We start from the raw sequence: 13,680 nt of genomic DNA, 5'->3' as shown, positions 1-13,680 counted from the left end.
GTGGATGACGATTCCAACATCGCCTCGCGAAAAGAAGTAGACAGGCAGGCGGAAGAACCGGCGCTCCTCGAAGCCAATCTGCTTTCCTTTGGCGTTGTAGATGGCGGGCGGCACGGGGGAGTCGTATTCCGCCAGGTCCTCCCGCTCCACGAAGCCCTTCTTCTTCAGTTCCGCCACGTAGGCCGGGTAGTCCAGGCCGCACACCGGCGCCATGTCGGCGCGGTCGTCGTTGTGGTCCCAGCCCGCGGGCCGGTTGATGAACCGGTAGATGACATTTCTTTTCTTGGGGCGTACCGGGTCGTCGTAAAGGGAAAAGCCGTAGTACCAGCCGGACGCCGGCAGGTGCATCGTGAAAAAGGGGCCGGGTGCCTCCGGCAGGCGTGTCAACGGCAGTCGCATGACCGCGTGCAGGTGGTCGAGCGTGAGTTCGTCAAACGACGTCAGGCTGTCGGCCAGGGCCAGGAAGCGCCGCCCGATTTCCTCCGGAGTCAGTTCCGGGAATTCGTCCAGCGTGTGAGGGCGATAGGCCGCGGCGGCGGGTTCCTGGGCCGGCGGCGTCGGTGAGGCGGCAGGTGTCTGCGCACAGGTGGCGGACGCGACGACGAGCGCGAGCGCCGGCAGGCGACGGATTCTGCTGGTGAGGGCGCGTTGGTCTGGCGCTTGTTTCGTGGACATCCCGGTTCCCATGCCAGCTCCGTTGGTGTTGCGGTGCCGGCCACGATGAACAAGGCACCGGGCCATGGGCTATAGGAATCGTCCTAGCAGGGCGTGGACAGCAGCGTATGCAGCACTGCTTGGCTTGAAACGAGGCTGACGCCAAACATCAGCCGTTGGCTGCGCCGCCTGCTCCGACGTGACGCCGGGTTGCCCAGTGAATTGAGCAATCGCGGCTTGCAATCGAGGGTTGGGGTGGGCCATGGCTCAGTACATTCTCCCGATGCTGATACTCTCTACGCAGGCGTGATACAGCTTCGCCTCCGGGGCATCGGCTTCGCGCCGTCTGTGGATGACGATTCCAACATCGCCTCGCGAAAAGAAGTAGACAGGCAGGCGGAAGAACCGGCGCTCCTCGAAGCCAATCTGCTTTCCTTTGGCGTTGTAGATGGCGGGCGGCACGGGGGAGTCGTATTCCGCCAGGTCCTCCCGCTCCACGAAGCCCTTCTTCTTCAGTTCCGCCACGTAGGCCGGGTAGTCCAGGCCGCACACCGGCGCCATGTCGGCGCGGTCGTCGTTGTGGTCCCAGCCCGCGGGCCGGTTGATGAACCGGTAGATGACATTTCTTTTCTTGGGGCGTACCGGGTCGTCGTAAAGGGAAAAGCCGTAGTACCAGCCGGACGCCGGCAGGTGCATCGTGAAAAAGGGGCCGGGTGCCTCCGGCAGGCGTGTCAACGGCAGTCGCATGACCGCGTGCAGGTGGTCGAGCGTGAGTTCGTCAAACGACGTCAGGCTGTCGGCCAGGGCCAGGAAGCGCCGCCCGATTTCCTCCGGAGTCAGTTCCGGGAATTCGTCCAGCGTGTGAGGGCGATAGGCCGCGGCGGCGGGTTCCTGGGCCGGCGGCGTCGGTGAGGCGGCAGGTGTCTGCGCACAGGTGGCGGACGCGACGACGAGCGCGAGCGCCGGCAGGCGACGGATTCTGCTGGTGAGGGCGCGTTGGTCTGGCGCTTGTTTCGTGGACATCCCGGTTCCCATGCCAGCTCCGTTGGTGTTGCGGTGCCGGCCACGATGAACAAGGCACCGGGCCATGGGCTATAGGAATCGTCCTAGCAGGGCGTGGCCCGGCAGCGCGTGCGGGCGTGGTGACGTTCTGGTGGCGGCCACAGGTCTTGAAAAGCGGACCGAATGCCTGAATCGCACTGGCTACAAGCCAGGAGTGAAGGGGTTAGGCGCGCGACACCGTTGTGTCACGCGCCCTGGCCTGGTTGGCTCAGCCCAGCGAGGCGAGCCACTCGTCGTCGGAGCCCTCGTTGACGCCTTCGAACAGCGGCGTGGAGAAGTAGCGTTCGCCGGTGTCGGGCAGCACCGCCAGGATGACCGAACCTTCGCTGGCCTTCTCCGCCACCTGCAGCGCGGCGGCGACGGTGGCGCCGGCGGAGATGCCGACGAAGATGCCTTCCTCGGCGGCCAGCCGGCGCGAGGTGGCGATGGCGGTCACGTCGTCCACGGTCAGCAGATCGTCGAACACTTCGCGGTTCAGTACTTCCGGCACGAAGTCGGGCGTCCAGCCCTGGATCTTGTGCGGCGCCCATTCCTTGCCCTGCAACAACGACGCGCCGGCTGGTTCGGAGGCGGTGATGCGCACTTCCGGCCGCGCCACGCGCAGCACTTCGCCCACGCCGGTGAGGGTGCCGCCGGTGCCCCAGCCGGTGACGAAATGATCCAGCCGGCGGCCGGCGAAGTCGCGCAGGATTTCCGCCGCGGTGGTCTGGCGGTGATAGGCGGGATTGGCCGGATTGGCGAACTGGCGGGCCAGGAACCAGCCATGCTTCTTCGCCAGTTCCTCGGCCCGGCGCACCATGCCGCTGCCGCGTTCGGCGGCGGGGGTCAGGATGACCTTGGCACCGTACGCGCGCATCAGTTTGCGGCGCTCGATGGAGAAGGTCTCGGCCATGGTGGCGACGAACTTGTAGCCACGCGCGGCGGCGACCATCGCCAGCGCCACGCCGGTGTTGCCGGAAGTGGCCTCGACAATCGTGTCGCCCGGCTTGAGCAGGCCCTTGGCCTCGGCATCCAGGACGATGGCGAGGGCGAGGCGATCCTTCACCGAGCCGCCGGGATTGAACGATTCCACCTTGGCGTACAACTCGACGTGCGGGGGCGCCACGCGATGAAGCTTGACCACCGGCGTGCGGCCGATGGTGTCCAGGATGCTGTCGTAGATGGGCATGAAGGGATCTCCGGAAGGGGAATGTCAGGCGGCGTGCGGAAGTTTGGGGACCGGCAGGTAATCGGAGCGTGGTGGCGCGGCCAGCGGCGGCGCCCCGAACCAGTGCAGGGTGCCCGCCAGGCCGGCGACCTCGCCGAGCACGAGCAGGGCGGGCGACCGCACCTGGTGGCGGCGGGCGGTCTCCGCCAGCCCGTCCAGGCGGCCGGTGATCACGCGCTGTTCGGCGCGCGACCCATTCTCGATCAACGCGAACGGCGTCGAGGCCGGACACCCTTCGGCGGAAAGCCGGGCCTGCACCGTCTCCAGTCCGGCCACCCCCATGTAGAACGCCAGGGTCTGCCGGCCGCGCGCCAGCGCCGCCCATTCCAGGGTGTCCAGCGAATCCTTGCAGTGCGCGGTCACCAGCCGCACCGACTGGGCGTGGTCGCGGTGGGTCAGGGGAATCCCGGCATAGGCGGCGCAGGCCACCGCCGCGGTGATGCCGGGGACGACCTCGTAGGGAACGCCGTGCGTGCGCAGGAACTCCAGTTCCTCGCCGCCGCGGCCGAACACGAACGGATCGCCGCCTTTCAGGCGTACCACCCGGCGGCCGGCGCGCGCATGCTCCAGCATCAATGCGTGGATGCTTTCCTGGCGCACGCTGTGGCCCTGCGCGGACTTGCCGACCTCGACGCGCAGCGCGTCGCGGCGTGCCAGTCGCAGGATTGCGTCGCTGACCAGGCGGTCGTGCAGGATGACGTCGGCTTCGTTGAGCGCGCGCAGGCCGTTGAGGGTCAGCAGGCCCGGATCGCCGGGACCCGCGCCGACCAGGACCACCGATCCCGGGGATGAGGCGACCGGGCCATCGAGCGTGTCGGCCAGCAGGCGTTCGGCCTGCTCCGGCTGTCGCTGTCGCAGCAGGCGCGGCAGCGGACCGGCCAGCAGTTGTTCGAAGAACCGGCGGCGCGCGCCCGGTTCCGGGAAGCGCGCTCGGATGCGCCTGCGCTCGCGGGCCAGCAGCGCGGTCAGGGCACCCCAGGAATCGTCCAGCCAGGTTTCCAGTTGCCGGCGCAGGTGGCGCGCGACCATCGGCGCGCCACCGCCACTGGAGACGGCGATCTGCAGTTCGCCGCGCTGGACGACGGCCGGTACGTGGAAGCTCGACAGGACCGCGTCGTCGACCACGTTGGCGAGCACCCGGCGGCGGCCGGCGGCATCGGCGACGGCGCGGTTGACGGCCGCGTCGTCGGTGGCGGCGATGACCAGCCAGACGCCGTCGAGCGCGCCGGCGCGGAAGGTGCCGGGCTCCCAGCCGATCCGGCCGGCATCGGCCAGCGCCTGCAAGGCGGGGGTCAGGGTGGGGGCCTGGAGGTGGATGCGGGCGCCGGCTTCGCGCAGCGCCTGCACTTTGCGCTCGGCGACGACGCCACCGCCCACCACCAGCACAGGGCGGTCATGCAGATCGGCGAAGAGGGGAAACAGGGCGGCCACGGCGGAGCGGTCGATTCAAGGCTCATGACCGTAGCGTTCGCGCGCCGGCACAAGGAAATAACTTGCACCGGATCGGACATGCCTTGCGGTTATAAGCCGCCGGCGTTACGGTCCGGGAAAATCCTCTACAGTCCTCGCTCCCCCTGCACCGCCCGCCGAGGCGGTCCCGAGACGGATTCCGATGACGCTGACCCAACTGCGCTACCTGGTGGCGATCGCCGACGCCGACCTCAACATCACGCTGGCGGCCGTCCGCGTGCATGCCACCCAGCCGGGTCTGTCCAAGCAGCTCAAGCAACTGGAGGACGAGCTGGGTTTCCTGCTGTTCGTGCGCAAGGGCCGCAGCCTGGAATCGGTGACGCCGGCGGGCGAGGAAGTGATCGAGCGCGCGCGCGCGGTGCTGTCCGAGGCCAACAACATCCGCACCTACGCCGCCAACCAGCGCCGCGAGAGCCAGGGCCAGCTGATCCTGGCCACCACGCACACCCAGGCCCGCTTCGTGCTGCCGCCGGCCATCGCCCGGATCAAGCGGGCGTACCCGCAGGTCAGCGTGCACCTGCAGCACGCCGCCGAAAGCACCGCGCTGGACCTGCTGAGCCAGGGTGACGCCGACATCGCGGTGATCAGCACCGCCGGCGACGAACCGCAGGGCGGCATCGCGGTGCCGCTCTACCGTTGGCGCCGGCTGGTGCTCGTGCCGCGCGGCCACGCGCTGGATCGTGATGGCGCCGCGCCGAGCATCCGCGAACTGGTCGATCTTCCGCTGGTCAGCTACGACTCCTCGACCCGCCCGGGCTCCTCGCTGCAGCGCGCGTTCGCCAGCGTGGGACTGGAGCCGACCATCGCGGTGACCGCGCTGGACGCGGATCTGATCAAGACCTACGTGCGCGCCGGGCTGGGCGTGGGGCTGCTGGCGGAAATGGCTGTGGGCAGCACCGACACCGATCTGCGCTCCTGGCCGGCGCCGGCGGAGATCAAGGAGTGCGTGGCCTGGGCGGTGCTGCCGCGTGAACGCGTGCTGCGCGACTACGCCCTGGAGCTGGTGCATGCGTTGGCCCCGCAGGTGGATCGCCGGGATCTGCGCCGGGTGCTGGACGGCAACCAGGTCGCCGACTGGCCGACGCCGCCGACCTGGGAATCGCTGACCCAGACCATCACCCTCTGACGGGGAGGGACTTCCGGCGCCGGTGGCGGAATCGCATACTCCCGCACTGATTCGAAAAGGACATCGACATGCGCATCGCGACCCTCCTGGCGTTGGGCCTGGCCGCCTGCCTGCCCGCGCGTCCGGGCCTCTCCGCCGAACCGGCCGCCGGCCAGGTGACGTTGCCCGCGCCGGAGGAACTCAAGCGGATCATCCGCGAACGGGATCTCGCCTTGTTCGCGATCACCTTCGAGACCTGTGACATCGAAGCGTTGAAGCCGATGCTGGCGGATGACATGGAGTTCTACCACGACAAAGGCGGCGTGGTGGCACGGTCGGCCGCCGACTTCATCGCGGTCATCGAAAAGAATTGCGCGGCCTGGAAGGCACCGGATGCCTGGCGTTCGCGCCGCGAACTGATCGAATCCTCGTTGCAGGTTGATCCGATTCCCGGCTACGGCGCGATGGAGATCGGCGAGCACCGGTTCCATGAACGCAAGGGCGATGGCCCGGAGAAGGCTGTCGGAATCGCGGGTTTCAGCCAGGTGTGGAAACTCGAGGACGGGCAGTGGAAGGTTTCGCGCGTGCTCAGTTACGGCCATCGCCCCTTGCCATGAGGCTCCGCCGATGAAGATGGTTTCCCGGATGGTGCTGCGCATGTATGCCCCGGCCGTGCTGATCGCCGTGGGCGGTTTTGTCGTGGCCGAGACGGTGACACGCACCCAGGCCAGTTTCAGCGGCTTCAGCAGCGCGCGCATGGCGTCGCTGTCGTTCCTCGCGGCCATCCTGCTGGGAACCGCGTGGGCGCTGCATTCCAGCTGGCGGCTTTATCGCTGGGCGCTGGGACGCGAGCGCCGCTGCGGCTGTGGCGGCCTGATGTCGCGGCCCCGACTGGGCCGGCATGGCGAGATCTACCGCAAGTGCATCGGCTGTGGCGGCAAGACCGTGATCCGCCACGCCCACTGAGGCGCCGGTGACGCCGGCAACCTAGTTCAGGCAGGTGGCGGCGTCGGGTTCGCGATCGCGGTCCACGCAGGGACGCGCGCCGCGCGGCAGGCCGTCGATGCGTCGTTCGCCGCCGACCTCCAGCACGAAAGCCTGCAGCCGGCCTGGTGGACACGCGCCGCCCGACGCGCAGGTCTCGGGTGCGACGATGACGTAGTGGCACTTGCCGGTGGCGCTGGCCAGGCAGCGGAAGCGGCCTTCGCCGGCGCGGATGACGCTGCGGCTGTGGATCAAATCGGCGCCATTGGCCTCGCTGCGGACCACGGAGGTCACGGACGGCTTTTCCTGGCAGCCGACCAGGCCGAGCAGGAAGGACACGGCGGTGGCGATGATGCGCATGGCGGACCTCGAAGAGGGGATGTGTCGCGGTGATGTGGCGGCGGTGTTCACATGCCGCGGAACAGGGACATGAAGGGCTGGCTGACCAGCAGGGTTTCCGGGCGGTTGCGCAGCTTGAGCACGCCGCGGCCGGCATCGTCGCGGGTGATCGAGGCGACCGCCTTGAGATTGACGATGGTGGAGCGGTGGATCTGCTTGAAGATCCGCGCATCCAGCGCATCCAGCAGTTCGCGCAGCGGTGTGCGCAGCAGCGCCTCGCCTTCCGCGGTCATCACCACCGTGTACTTGTTGTCGGCACGGAAGTAAGCGACGTCGTCGATCAGGATCAATCGGGTTTCCTTGCCGGTGCTGGCGGTGATCCAGACCAGCGGCGGTTTGTCGTCGGTCGGCGCGCGGCTGCCGATCTGCCGGAGCAGGGCGGCCAGCGTGGCTGCGTCGGGATGATGGCCGCTGCGCTGCTGCAGGCGCTGGACGGTGGTGGCCAGGCGTTCGCGGGTGATCGGCTTGAGCAGGTAGTCGACCGCGCCTTGATCGAAGGCGTCGATCGCGTACTGGTCGTAGGCGGTGACGAACACGATCTGGGTGGCCGGACTGGCCTCGGCCATGGCGGTGGCGACCTCGATGCCGGTCAGGCCCGGCATGCGGATGTCCAGGAAGGCGATGTCGGGCTGATGCTCGGCGATGGCTTCCAGCGCCGAGGCGCCGTCCTCGCATTCGGCGACCAGTTCCAGCTGTGGCCAGGTGTCGCGCAGCAGCGAGGCCAGCGCGGTGCGCAGCAGTTCCTCGTCTTCGGCGATGACGGCCTTAGCCACGGGACACCCCCGCCGGCATCGGCAGGTTGAGGGTCGCGGCCACGCCCTGCGGGAAGTTGGAGATGATTGCGAACGAAGCGTGGTTGCCGTAGGTCAGGTGCAGGCGTTCGCGCAGATTCTTCAGGCCGATGCCGGTGCCGCCGGTCTGGCTGCCGAAACCCTGGCCGTCGTCGGCGACGGTGATCGCCACCCGGCCTTCCTGTTCGCGGGCGATGACCCAGATTGTGCCGCCGCCCGGCTTGGGCTCCAGGCCGTGCTTGATGGCGTTCTCGACCAGGGTCTGCAGCATCATCGAGGGCATCGCCACTTCGCGCAGGCTTTCGGGAATCTCCACCTGGGTGTTGAGGCGGTTGCCCATGCGGATCTTCAGGATCTCCAGATAGGCTTCGGCGCGTTCGGTTTCCTCGCCCAGCGTGGACATCGCGTTTTCGGCGCGGGGCAGGGATCGCCGCAGGTACTGGATCAGGTGGCCGAGCATCAGATCGGCGCGCGCCGGGTCGGTGCGGGTCAGCACCTGCGCGCTGGCCAGGGTGTTGTAGAGGAAGTGCGGTTCGACCTGGGCCTGCAGCAGGTTGAGCTTGGCCACCGTCAGTTCCTTCTCGGTGACGGTCTGCGCGGTGTCGGCCTTTTCCTCGCGCCGGCGCTCGCCGATCCGGCGCGCGATGGCGCGGACGATGGCTTCCGCGTTCTCCAGGTTGGTGCCGTTGTCGACTTTCAGCAGATCGCTCCAGGCGCTGGCCTCCGGTTCGCACAGCAGCGAAATGCTGCAGCTGCCGGCGCCGGGGGTGACCGTGGCCAGGATCTGGTTGCGCTTGGTGCTGAACCAGTTGAACACGTTGTAGCGCGAGGGCCGATCATTGCCGTAGGGATCGATGCGCTTGAGCTTCGCTTTCACCTGCAGGCTGTCGCGGGCGCTTTCCACTTCCTCCACCCGCGGCAGTTCGCGCACTGCCGACTCGACCAGCAGGAAGGCCTCGTCGGCTTCCAGCGGGATTTCGATCCGCCGGTGCTGGCGGTTGGACAGGGTGTCGTGATCCAGCCGGCCGGCGACCAGGCTGACCCGGCGCAGGTGGGAGAAGGTACTGATGACCACCGACAACGCGACCAGCAGCGCCAGCAGGGTGAACACCGGTCCCGGCGCGTTATCGCTGCCGGTGATGACGTTGAAGGTGCCCGCCCAGATCAGGCCGGCGAGCATCAGCACGCCGGTCCAGGCGGCGAAGATGCGGATGATGAAGAAGAGGCTGGCGAACACGGCGGATCCGTCGGTGTTGGATTGCCGCGGAGCATAGCCGGCCCGCGCCGGACGGGAAGGGGGCGGGCGACGAAAGCCGGATTCGGGGGATGAAGGCGGGTCGGCGCGGGGCGGGCCCGGTCAGGGGGCGACACCGGCGACGGCCGCCGCGCCGATCCCTGCCATCGGCGCTTGCGGCGCGCGGCCGGAGTCGCCGGTCAGACGTCCAGGTGCAGACCGCACTCGCGCTTGAGCCCGAAAAAGCGCGTGTCCTCCTCGCGCATGCCGGGCTCCCAGCGACTGGTGGTGTGGAAATCGCCGATCGACACGTAACCCTGTTCCCACAGCGGGTGATAGGGCAGATCGTGCTGCTTGAGGTATTGCCACACGTCGCGATCGGTCCAGTCGGCGATCGGGTTGACCTTCAGCCGCGCGCCGCGCCATTCGACGACGGGCGCGTGGGCGCGGCTGCTGGCCTGGCTGCGGCGCAGGCCGGTGAACCAGGTCCCGACGTCCAGTTCGGCGAGCGCGCGCCGCATCGGTTCGACCTTGCGCAGATTGTTGTACTGCTCGATGCCGACCAGGCCCTGTTCCCACAGGCGGCCGTGGCGCGCTTCCATCCAGGCGCGGCTGACCAGTGGACGGAACACCTTGAGGTTGAGCTTGAGCCGCTCGGTCAGTTCATCGGCGAAGCGGTAGGTCTCCGGGAACAGATAGCCGGTATCGATCAGGATGACTGGCAGGTCCGGCTGCTGGCGGGTCAGCATGTGCAGCAGCACGGCGGCCTGCGCGCCGAAGCTGGAGGACATCGCCGCCTGCGCCGGGCCGTTGGCCAGCGCCCAGCGCACCCGCGCTTCGGCCGGTTGCGCTTCCAGGCGCGTGTTGAGGGTGGCGATGTCCTCGGTGGACTCGGGCAGCGGTGCGGTTTGCGGCGCGCTCATGCGTGCAGTTCCAGGGCAATCTGTCGATGGGTGGGATAGGGCGGCAGGGCGATCGCGCCGCTGCGATGCAGGAAGTCGCCGAAGCCTTCGTCCGCCTCGCGCTCCCGCGCATAGCGGGCCAGCAGGGGATCCAGCGCCTCCAGGATTTCCGGCTCGGTGATGTTTTCGCGATAGAGGGTGTTGAGGCGCTGGCCGCGATGGTCCGCGCCCAGCATCAGGTTGTAGCGGCCCGGCGCCTTGCCGACCAGCGCGATCTCGCCCAGATAGGGACGCGAGCAGCCATTGGGGCAGCCGGAGATGCGCAGCAGGATCGGTGCGTCGCGCAGACCATGCTTGTCCAGCAGCGGTTCCAGGCGGGCGGTGAAATCGGGCAGGTAGCGCTCGGCCTCGGCCATCGCCAGACCGCAGGTGGGCAAGGCCACGCAGGCGACCGCGGCGCGCGCCAGCGCGGTGCCGGCGCGGCGGCCGTCATCCAGGCCGTGCGTGCGCACCAGCGCGTCGATGCGCTCGCGTTCGCCGGCCGGAACCCCGGCGATGACCAGATTCTGGTTGGGCGTGAGCCGGAACTCACCGCGGTGGATGCCGGCGATTTCGCGCAGGCCGGTCAGGTGGGTGGCCTGCGCGGTGTCGGCGATGCGTCCGGCGAAGAAGTGCAGGGTCAGGTGCCAGCGGCCATCCTCGCCCTCGACCCAGCCGTAGCGATCGCCGTTGTGATCGAAGTGCCACGCGCGCGCGGGTGCGAACGCGTAACCGGAGCGGGACTCGATCTGGCCGACGATCGCATCCAGGCCGTGATCATCGATGGTGTACTTGAAGCGGGCACGCTTGCGCTGTTCGCGGTTGCCGAAATCGCGCTGGGTGGTGACCACCGCGGTCGCCACGTCCAGCAGTTTTTCCGGAGGCAGGAAGCCGACCACGTTGCCGATGCGCGGATACGTCGCGGCGTCGCCGTGGGTCGCGCCCATGCCGCCGCCGATCACCAGATTGAAGCCGGCGAGCTCGCCGTCCTCCAGGATGGCGATGAAGCCCAGGTCGTTGGCGAACACGTCCACGTCGTTGAGCGGCGGAACCGCGAAACCGATCTTGAACTTGCGAGGCAGGTAGGTGGCGCCGTAGACCGGTTCCTCCTCCTCGCCGCTGCCGGCCACGCGTTCCTCGTCGAGCCAGATTTCGTAGTACGCGCGGGTATTGGGCAGCAGGTGCTCGGACAACCGCGCGGCCCAGGCCTGCACCTGCGCATGCGCCTTCGACAGCAGCGGATTGGCCGCGACCAGCACGTTGCGGTTGACGTCGCCGCAGGCGGCCAGGGTGTCGATCAGCGCCGCGTTGATCGCCTGCATGGTCGCCTTCAACTCGCGCTTGATCACGCCATGGAACTGGAACGCCTGGCGGGTGGTGACCCGCAGCGAGTGGTTGGCGTAACGGGTGGCGACCGCATCGAGCTTCAACCACTGCTCCGGCGTGACCACGCCGCCGGGCGTGCGGGTGCGGATCATGAACTGATAGGCCGGCTCCAGCTTCTGCCGCCGCCGTTCGTCGCGCAGATCGCGGTCATCCTGCTGGTAGCTGCCGTGGTACTTGATCAGGGTCTGGTCCGACTCGCGCAGCGCGCCGGTCACCGGATCGGCCAGGCTGTCCAGCAGGCTGCCGCGCAGGCGCCGGCTCTGGGATTTGATGTCTTCTACGGAGTGGGACATGGGTGGAAATCGGGGATTGGGGATTCGGGATTGGGGATTTGCAAGAGCGCAGCGGGAGATCGGAGAAATGAGGAATGGAGCGGGCTTTTACGATTCCCCATTCCCGAATCCCCAATCCCGGCCGTCAATACACATCACGACAGTAGCGGCCTTCCGATTGCAGGCGGGCCAGGTACTCGGATGCGGTGTCGTCGTCGTGGCCGCCCTGGGCGCGGACGATGTCCAGCAGCGCGGCGTGCACGTCCTTGCCCATGCCGATGGCGCCGCAGACGTACAGGTGCGCGCCGCCTTCCAGCCAGGCGTAGACCTCGCGGGCATGTTCGCGCAGGCGGTGCTGCACGTAGATCTTGTCGGCCTGGTCGCGCGAGAACGCCAGATCCAGCCGGTGCAGCGAACCCCCGCGCAGGGCGTCCTGCCATTCGGATTGGTAGAGGAAATCCTGATTGAAGTGGCGAGCGCCGAAGAACAGCCAGTTGCGTCCGGCCGCGCCGGTCTCGGCGCGTTCCTGCACGAAGCCGCGGAACGGCGCGATACCGGTGCCGGGGCCGATCATCAGGATGTCGCGCGCGCCGTCGGCGGGAACCCGGAAGCGCTCGTTGGCTTCGATGTAGACCGGCACCGCGTCGCCTTCCGCGCGTCCGGCCAGGAACCCGCTGGCCGCGCCGCCATGCGGATGGCCGAAGGCCTCGTAGGCCAGCACATCGACGGTGAGGTGGACTTCCTCGCCAACCCGCTTGCGGCTGGAAGCGATGGAGTACAGCCGCGGCGCGAGCGGGCGCAGCGCGGCGACCAGTTCGTGGGCTTCCCAATGCGCCGGCCAGCGCCGCAGCACATCGACGATCTGATGGCTGCCCAGCAGGTCGCCGAGCGCCGGTTGCCGCGCCGGCGCCAGCAGCGCGTTGAGATCATCGGCGCGCGCCTGCGCGGCGTGTTCGGCGAGGAACGGACGCGAGAGCCGGGTCAGCTCGCGGCGGCTGGCGAGCCACTCGCGCAGCGGCAGGGCGCTGCCCTGGACCTCGACTTCGGTGTCGCCCGGCAGCGCGGTGGCGTGGAGAATCGATTCCACCAGCGCATCCGGATTGCGATGGCGGATGCCCAGCGCATCGCCTGGTTCGTAGTGCAGGCCGCTGCCCGCCAGCGAGAGTTCGAGGTGGCGCACGTCCTTGTCGCGTCCGCCATGCTGGCCGAACGCCGCGCCCTTGAAGTCGCGTCCACCGACGGTCTGGTTGAGCAGCAGTTCGGCCGCGAAAGGCTTTTCATGCGACCAGGGAGACGCCGCATGCGCCGGACGCAGCGGCGTGACCGTGGCCAATGGAGTATGGCTCTGCGGCTTGAGGTGTTCGCGGGCCTGGGCCAGCGCCTGGGTCCGCCACGGCGCGGCGATGGTGTCGATGTCCAGGTCGGCCAGGCCGGGATCGAACAGGCGCTGCGCGCCCAGTTCGGCCAGGCGGGCGTCCAGGCGGCGGGCGATGCCGCAGAAATCGGCATAGCTGGAATCGCCCAGGCCAAGCACCGCGAAACGCAGTTCGGGGAGCTTGGGCGCGCGCCGGCCCGCCAGGAATTCGACGAAACCGATGGCGTCGTCCGGCGGGTCGCCTTCGCCCTGGGTGCTGATCACCACGTACAGCAGGCGTTCGCTGGCGAGCTCCCGGGTCGGGTAGGCGTCGGCGCGCAGCAGGCGTACCGGCAGGCCGGCCGCTTCGACTTCCTGGGCGATCTTCTCGGCGGCGCGCCGGGCATTGCCGGTCTGGCTGCCGTAGACCACGGTCAGCCGTTGTCCGGACTGCGCCTGCCCGCCGGGCAGCACCGCCAGTTGGGGGGCGTGCTGGCCGTGGGCGAGCCCGGCGGTGTAGCCGGACAGCCACCACAGGGTCGGCGCATCCAATCCTTCCACCAGCCGCGCCAGCAGCACGCGACGCTCCTCGGCCAGGGGGCTGGGCGCCAGTGCGGAGGAGGAAGCGGTCATCGCGGGCAATCGCTTTGCGCAGGAGGGAATCCGATGTTAGGAATCCGTTGCGCCGCGCAGAAAGGACGGCTGGTTATGGGCTTATCGCCTCGGCTTATTTCCGGGGCCCCGATGGCCGTGGAATGCTCGTCGGCCCCGGAAGGCAGAGGCAGCGGCGGCAACTGGTACGCTTCGCATCGGCATCCCGT

General features: G+C 68.6%; 13 protein-coding genes. 3 read left to right on the top strand and 10 right to left on the bottom strand.

Annotation, left to right across the window (positions count from 1 at the left end; genetic code table 11):
• The 4 genes from AC3DEZ_RS16330 to cysG form a co-directional block, all read right to left on the bottom strand.
• The coding region (locus AC3DEZ_RS16330; protein ID WP_488389158.1) for a hypothetical protein at positions 1-687 on the bottom strand (687 nt) is incomplete at its 3' end.
• A 234-nt stretch (positions 688-921) separates the two neighbouring features.
• Positions 922-1,677, bottom strand: coding sequence for a hypothetical protein (locus tag AC3DEZ_RS16325; RefSeq protein WP_488389157.1), 756 nt, complete (start codon positions 1,675-1,677; stop codon positions 922-924).
• 247 nt (positions 1,678-1,924) lie between these two features.
• The gene (gene cysK, locus AC3DEZ_RS16320) at positions 1,925-2,884 is read right to left on the bottom strand and encodes a cysteine synthase A (RefSeq protein ID WP_488389156.1); all 960 of its coding nucleotides are present in this window, start codon (positions 2,882-2,884) and stop codon (positions 1,925-1,927) included.
• Positions 2,885-2,908: 24 nt separating this feature from the next.
• Positions 2,909-4,354, bottom strand: coding sequence for a siroheme synthase CysG (cysG, locus tag AC3DEZ_RS16315; RefSeq protein WP_488389155.1), 1,446 nt, complete (start codon positions 4,352-4,354; stop codon positions 2,909-2,911).
• Positions 4,355-4,535: 181 nt separating this feature from the next.
• Between cysG and AC3DEZ_RS16310 the strand changes: the two genes are divergently transcribed.
• From AC3DEZ_RS16310 to AC3DEZ_RS16300, 3 genes are all read left to right on the top strand, one after another.
• A complete protein-coding gene (locus tag AC3DEZ_RS16310; protein ID WP_447104772.1) occupies positions 4,536-5,519 on the top strand; it encodes a LysR family transcriptional regulator in 984 nt (327 codons plus the stop codon).
• A gap of 68 nt (positions 5,520-5,587) precedes the next feature.
• Positions 5,588-6,115, top strand: a complete 528-nt coding sequence (locus AC3DEZ_RS16305; protein ID WP_488389154.1) for a nuclear transport factor 2 family protein — start codon at positions 5,588-5,590, stop codon at positions 6,113-6,115.
• 10 nt (positions 6,116-6,125) lie between these two features.
• Complete coding sequence (locus AC3DEZ_RS16300; RefSeq protein ID WP_447104774.1) at positions 6,126-6,464, top strand: hypothetical protein; 339 nt, start codon at positions 6,126-6,128, stop codon at positions 6,462-6,464.
• 21 nt (positions 6,465-6,485) lie between these two features.
• On the opposite strand, the gene AC3DEZ_RS16295 is transcribed toward AC3DEZ_RS16300, so the two are convergent.
• The 6 genes from AC3DEZ_RS16295 to AC3DEZ_RS16270 form a co-directional block, all read right to left on the bottom strand.
• Positions 6,486-6,842: a hypothetical protein gene (locus tag AC3DEZ_RS16295; protein WP_488389153.1), complete on the bottom strand. Its 357-nt coding sequence runs from the start codon at positions 6,840-6,842 to the stop codon at positions 6,486-6,488.
• Positions 6,843-6,889: 47 nt separating this feature from the next.
• On the bottom strand, positions 6,890-7,654 hold the full coding sequence (locus tag AC3DEZ_RS16290) for a LytR/AlgR family response regulator transcription factor (RefSeq protein WP_488389152.1): 765 nt from the start codon (positions 7,652-7,654) through the stop codon (positions 6,890-6,892).
• On the bottom strand, positions 7,647-8,909 hold the full coding sequence (locus tag AC3DEZ_RS16285; RefSeq protein ID WP_488389151.1) for a sensor histidine kinase: 1,263 nt from the start codon (positions 8,907-8,909) through the stop codon (positions 7,647-7,649). The genes AC3DEZ_RS16290 and AC3DEZ_RS16285 overlap by 8 nt, the downstream gene beginning before the upstream one ends.
• 197 nt (positions 8,910-9,106) lie before the next feature.
• Positions 9,107-9,829, bottom strand: coding sequence for a phosphoadenylyl-sulfate reductase (locus AC3DEZ_RS16280; protein ID WP_488389150.1), 723 nt, complete (start codon positions 9,827-9,829; stop codon positions 9,107-9,109).
• A complete protein-coding gene (gene cysI, locus AC3DEZ_RS16275; RefSeq protein WP_488389149.1) occupies positions 9,826-11,526 on the bottom strand; it encodes an assimilatory sulfite reductase (NADPH) hemoprotein subunit in 1,701 nt (566 codons plus the stop codon). The genes AC3DEZ_RS16280 and cysI overlap by 4 nt, the downstream gene beginning before the upstream one ends.
• Before the next feature lie 124 nt (positions 11,527-11,650).
• Positions 11,651-13,492: an assimilatory sulfite reductase (NADPH) flavoprotein subunit gene (locus AC3DEZ_RS16270; RefSeq protein WP_488389148.1), complete on the bottom strand. Its 1,842-nt coding sequence runs from the start codon at positions 13,490-13,492 to the stop codon at positions 11,651-11,653.
• Positions 13,493-13,680: the final 188 nt, after the last annotated feature.

The organism is Pseudoxanthomonas sp. 134C1, from assembly GCF_057773065.1.
Note: the sequence above shows the minus strand (reverse complement) of the source record. Positions and strands in the feature narration are given on the sequence as shown.

Coding starts and splice junctions, on each gene's coding strand:
- AC3DEZ_RS16310 (WP_447104772.1), top strand. CDS start 4,536: ATGACGCTGACCCAACTGCGCTACCTGGTGGCGATCGCCGACGCCGAC.
- AC3DEZ_RS16325 (WP_488389157.1), bottom strand. CDS start 1,677: ATGTCCACGAAACAAGCGCCAGACCAACGCGCCCTCACCAGCAGAATC.
- cysI (WP_488389149.1), bottom strand. CDS start 11,526: ATGTCCCACTCCGTAGAAGACATCAAATCCCAGAGCCGGCGCCTGCGC.
- AC3DEZ_RS16270 (WP_488389148.1), bottom strand. CDS start 13,492: ATGACCGCTTCCTCCTCCGCACTGGCGCCCAGCCCCCTGGCCGAGGAG.
- AC3DEZ_RS16295 (WP_488389153.1), bottom strand. CDS start 6,842: ATGCGCATCATCGCCACCGCCGTGTCCTTCCTGCTCGGCCTGGTCGGC.
- AC3DEZ_RS16300 (WP_447104774.1), top strand. CDS start 6,126: ATGAAGATGGTTTCCCGGATGGTGCTGCGCATGTATGCCCCGGCCGTG.
- AC3DEZ_RS16305 (WP_488389154.1), top strand. CDS start 5,588: ATGCGCATCGCGACCCTCCTGGCGTTGGGCCTGGCCGCCTGCCTGCCC.
- AC3DEZ_RS16280 (WP_488389150.1), bottom strand. CDS start 9,829: ATGAGCGCGCCGCAAACCGCACCGCTGCCCGAGTCCACCGAGGACATC.
- cysK (WP_488389156.1), bottom strand. CDS start 2,884: ATGCCCATCTACGACAGCATCCTGGACACCATCGGCCGCACGCCGGTG.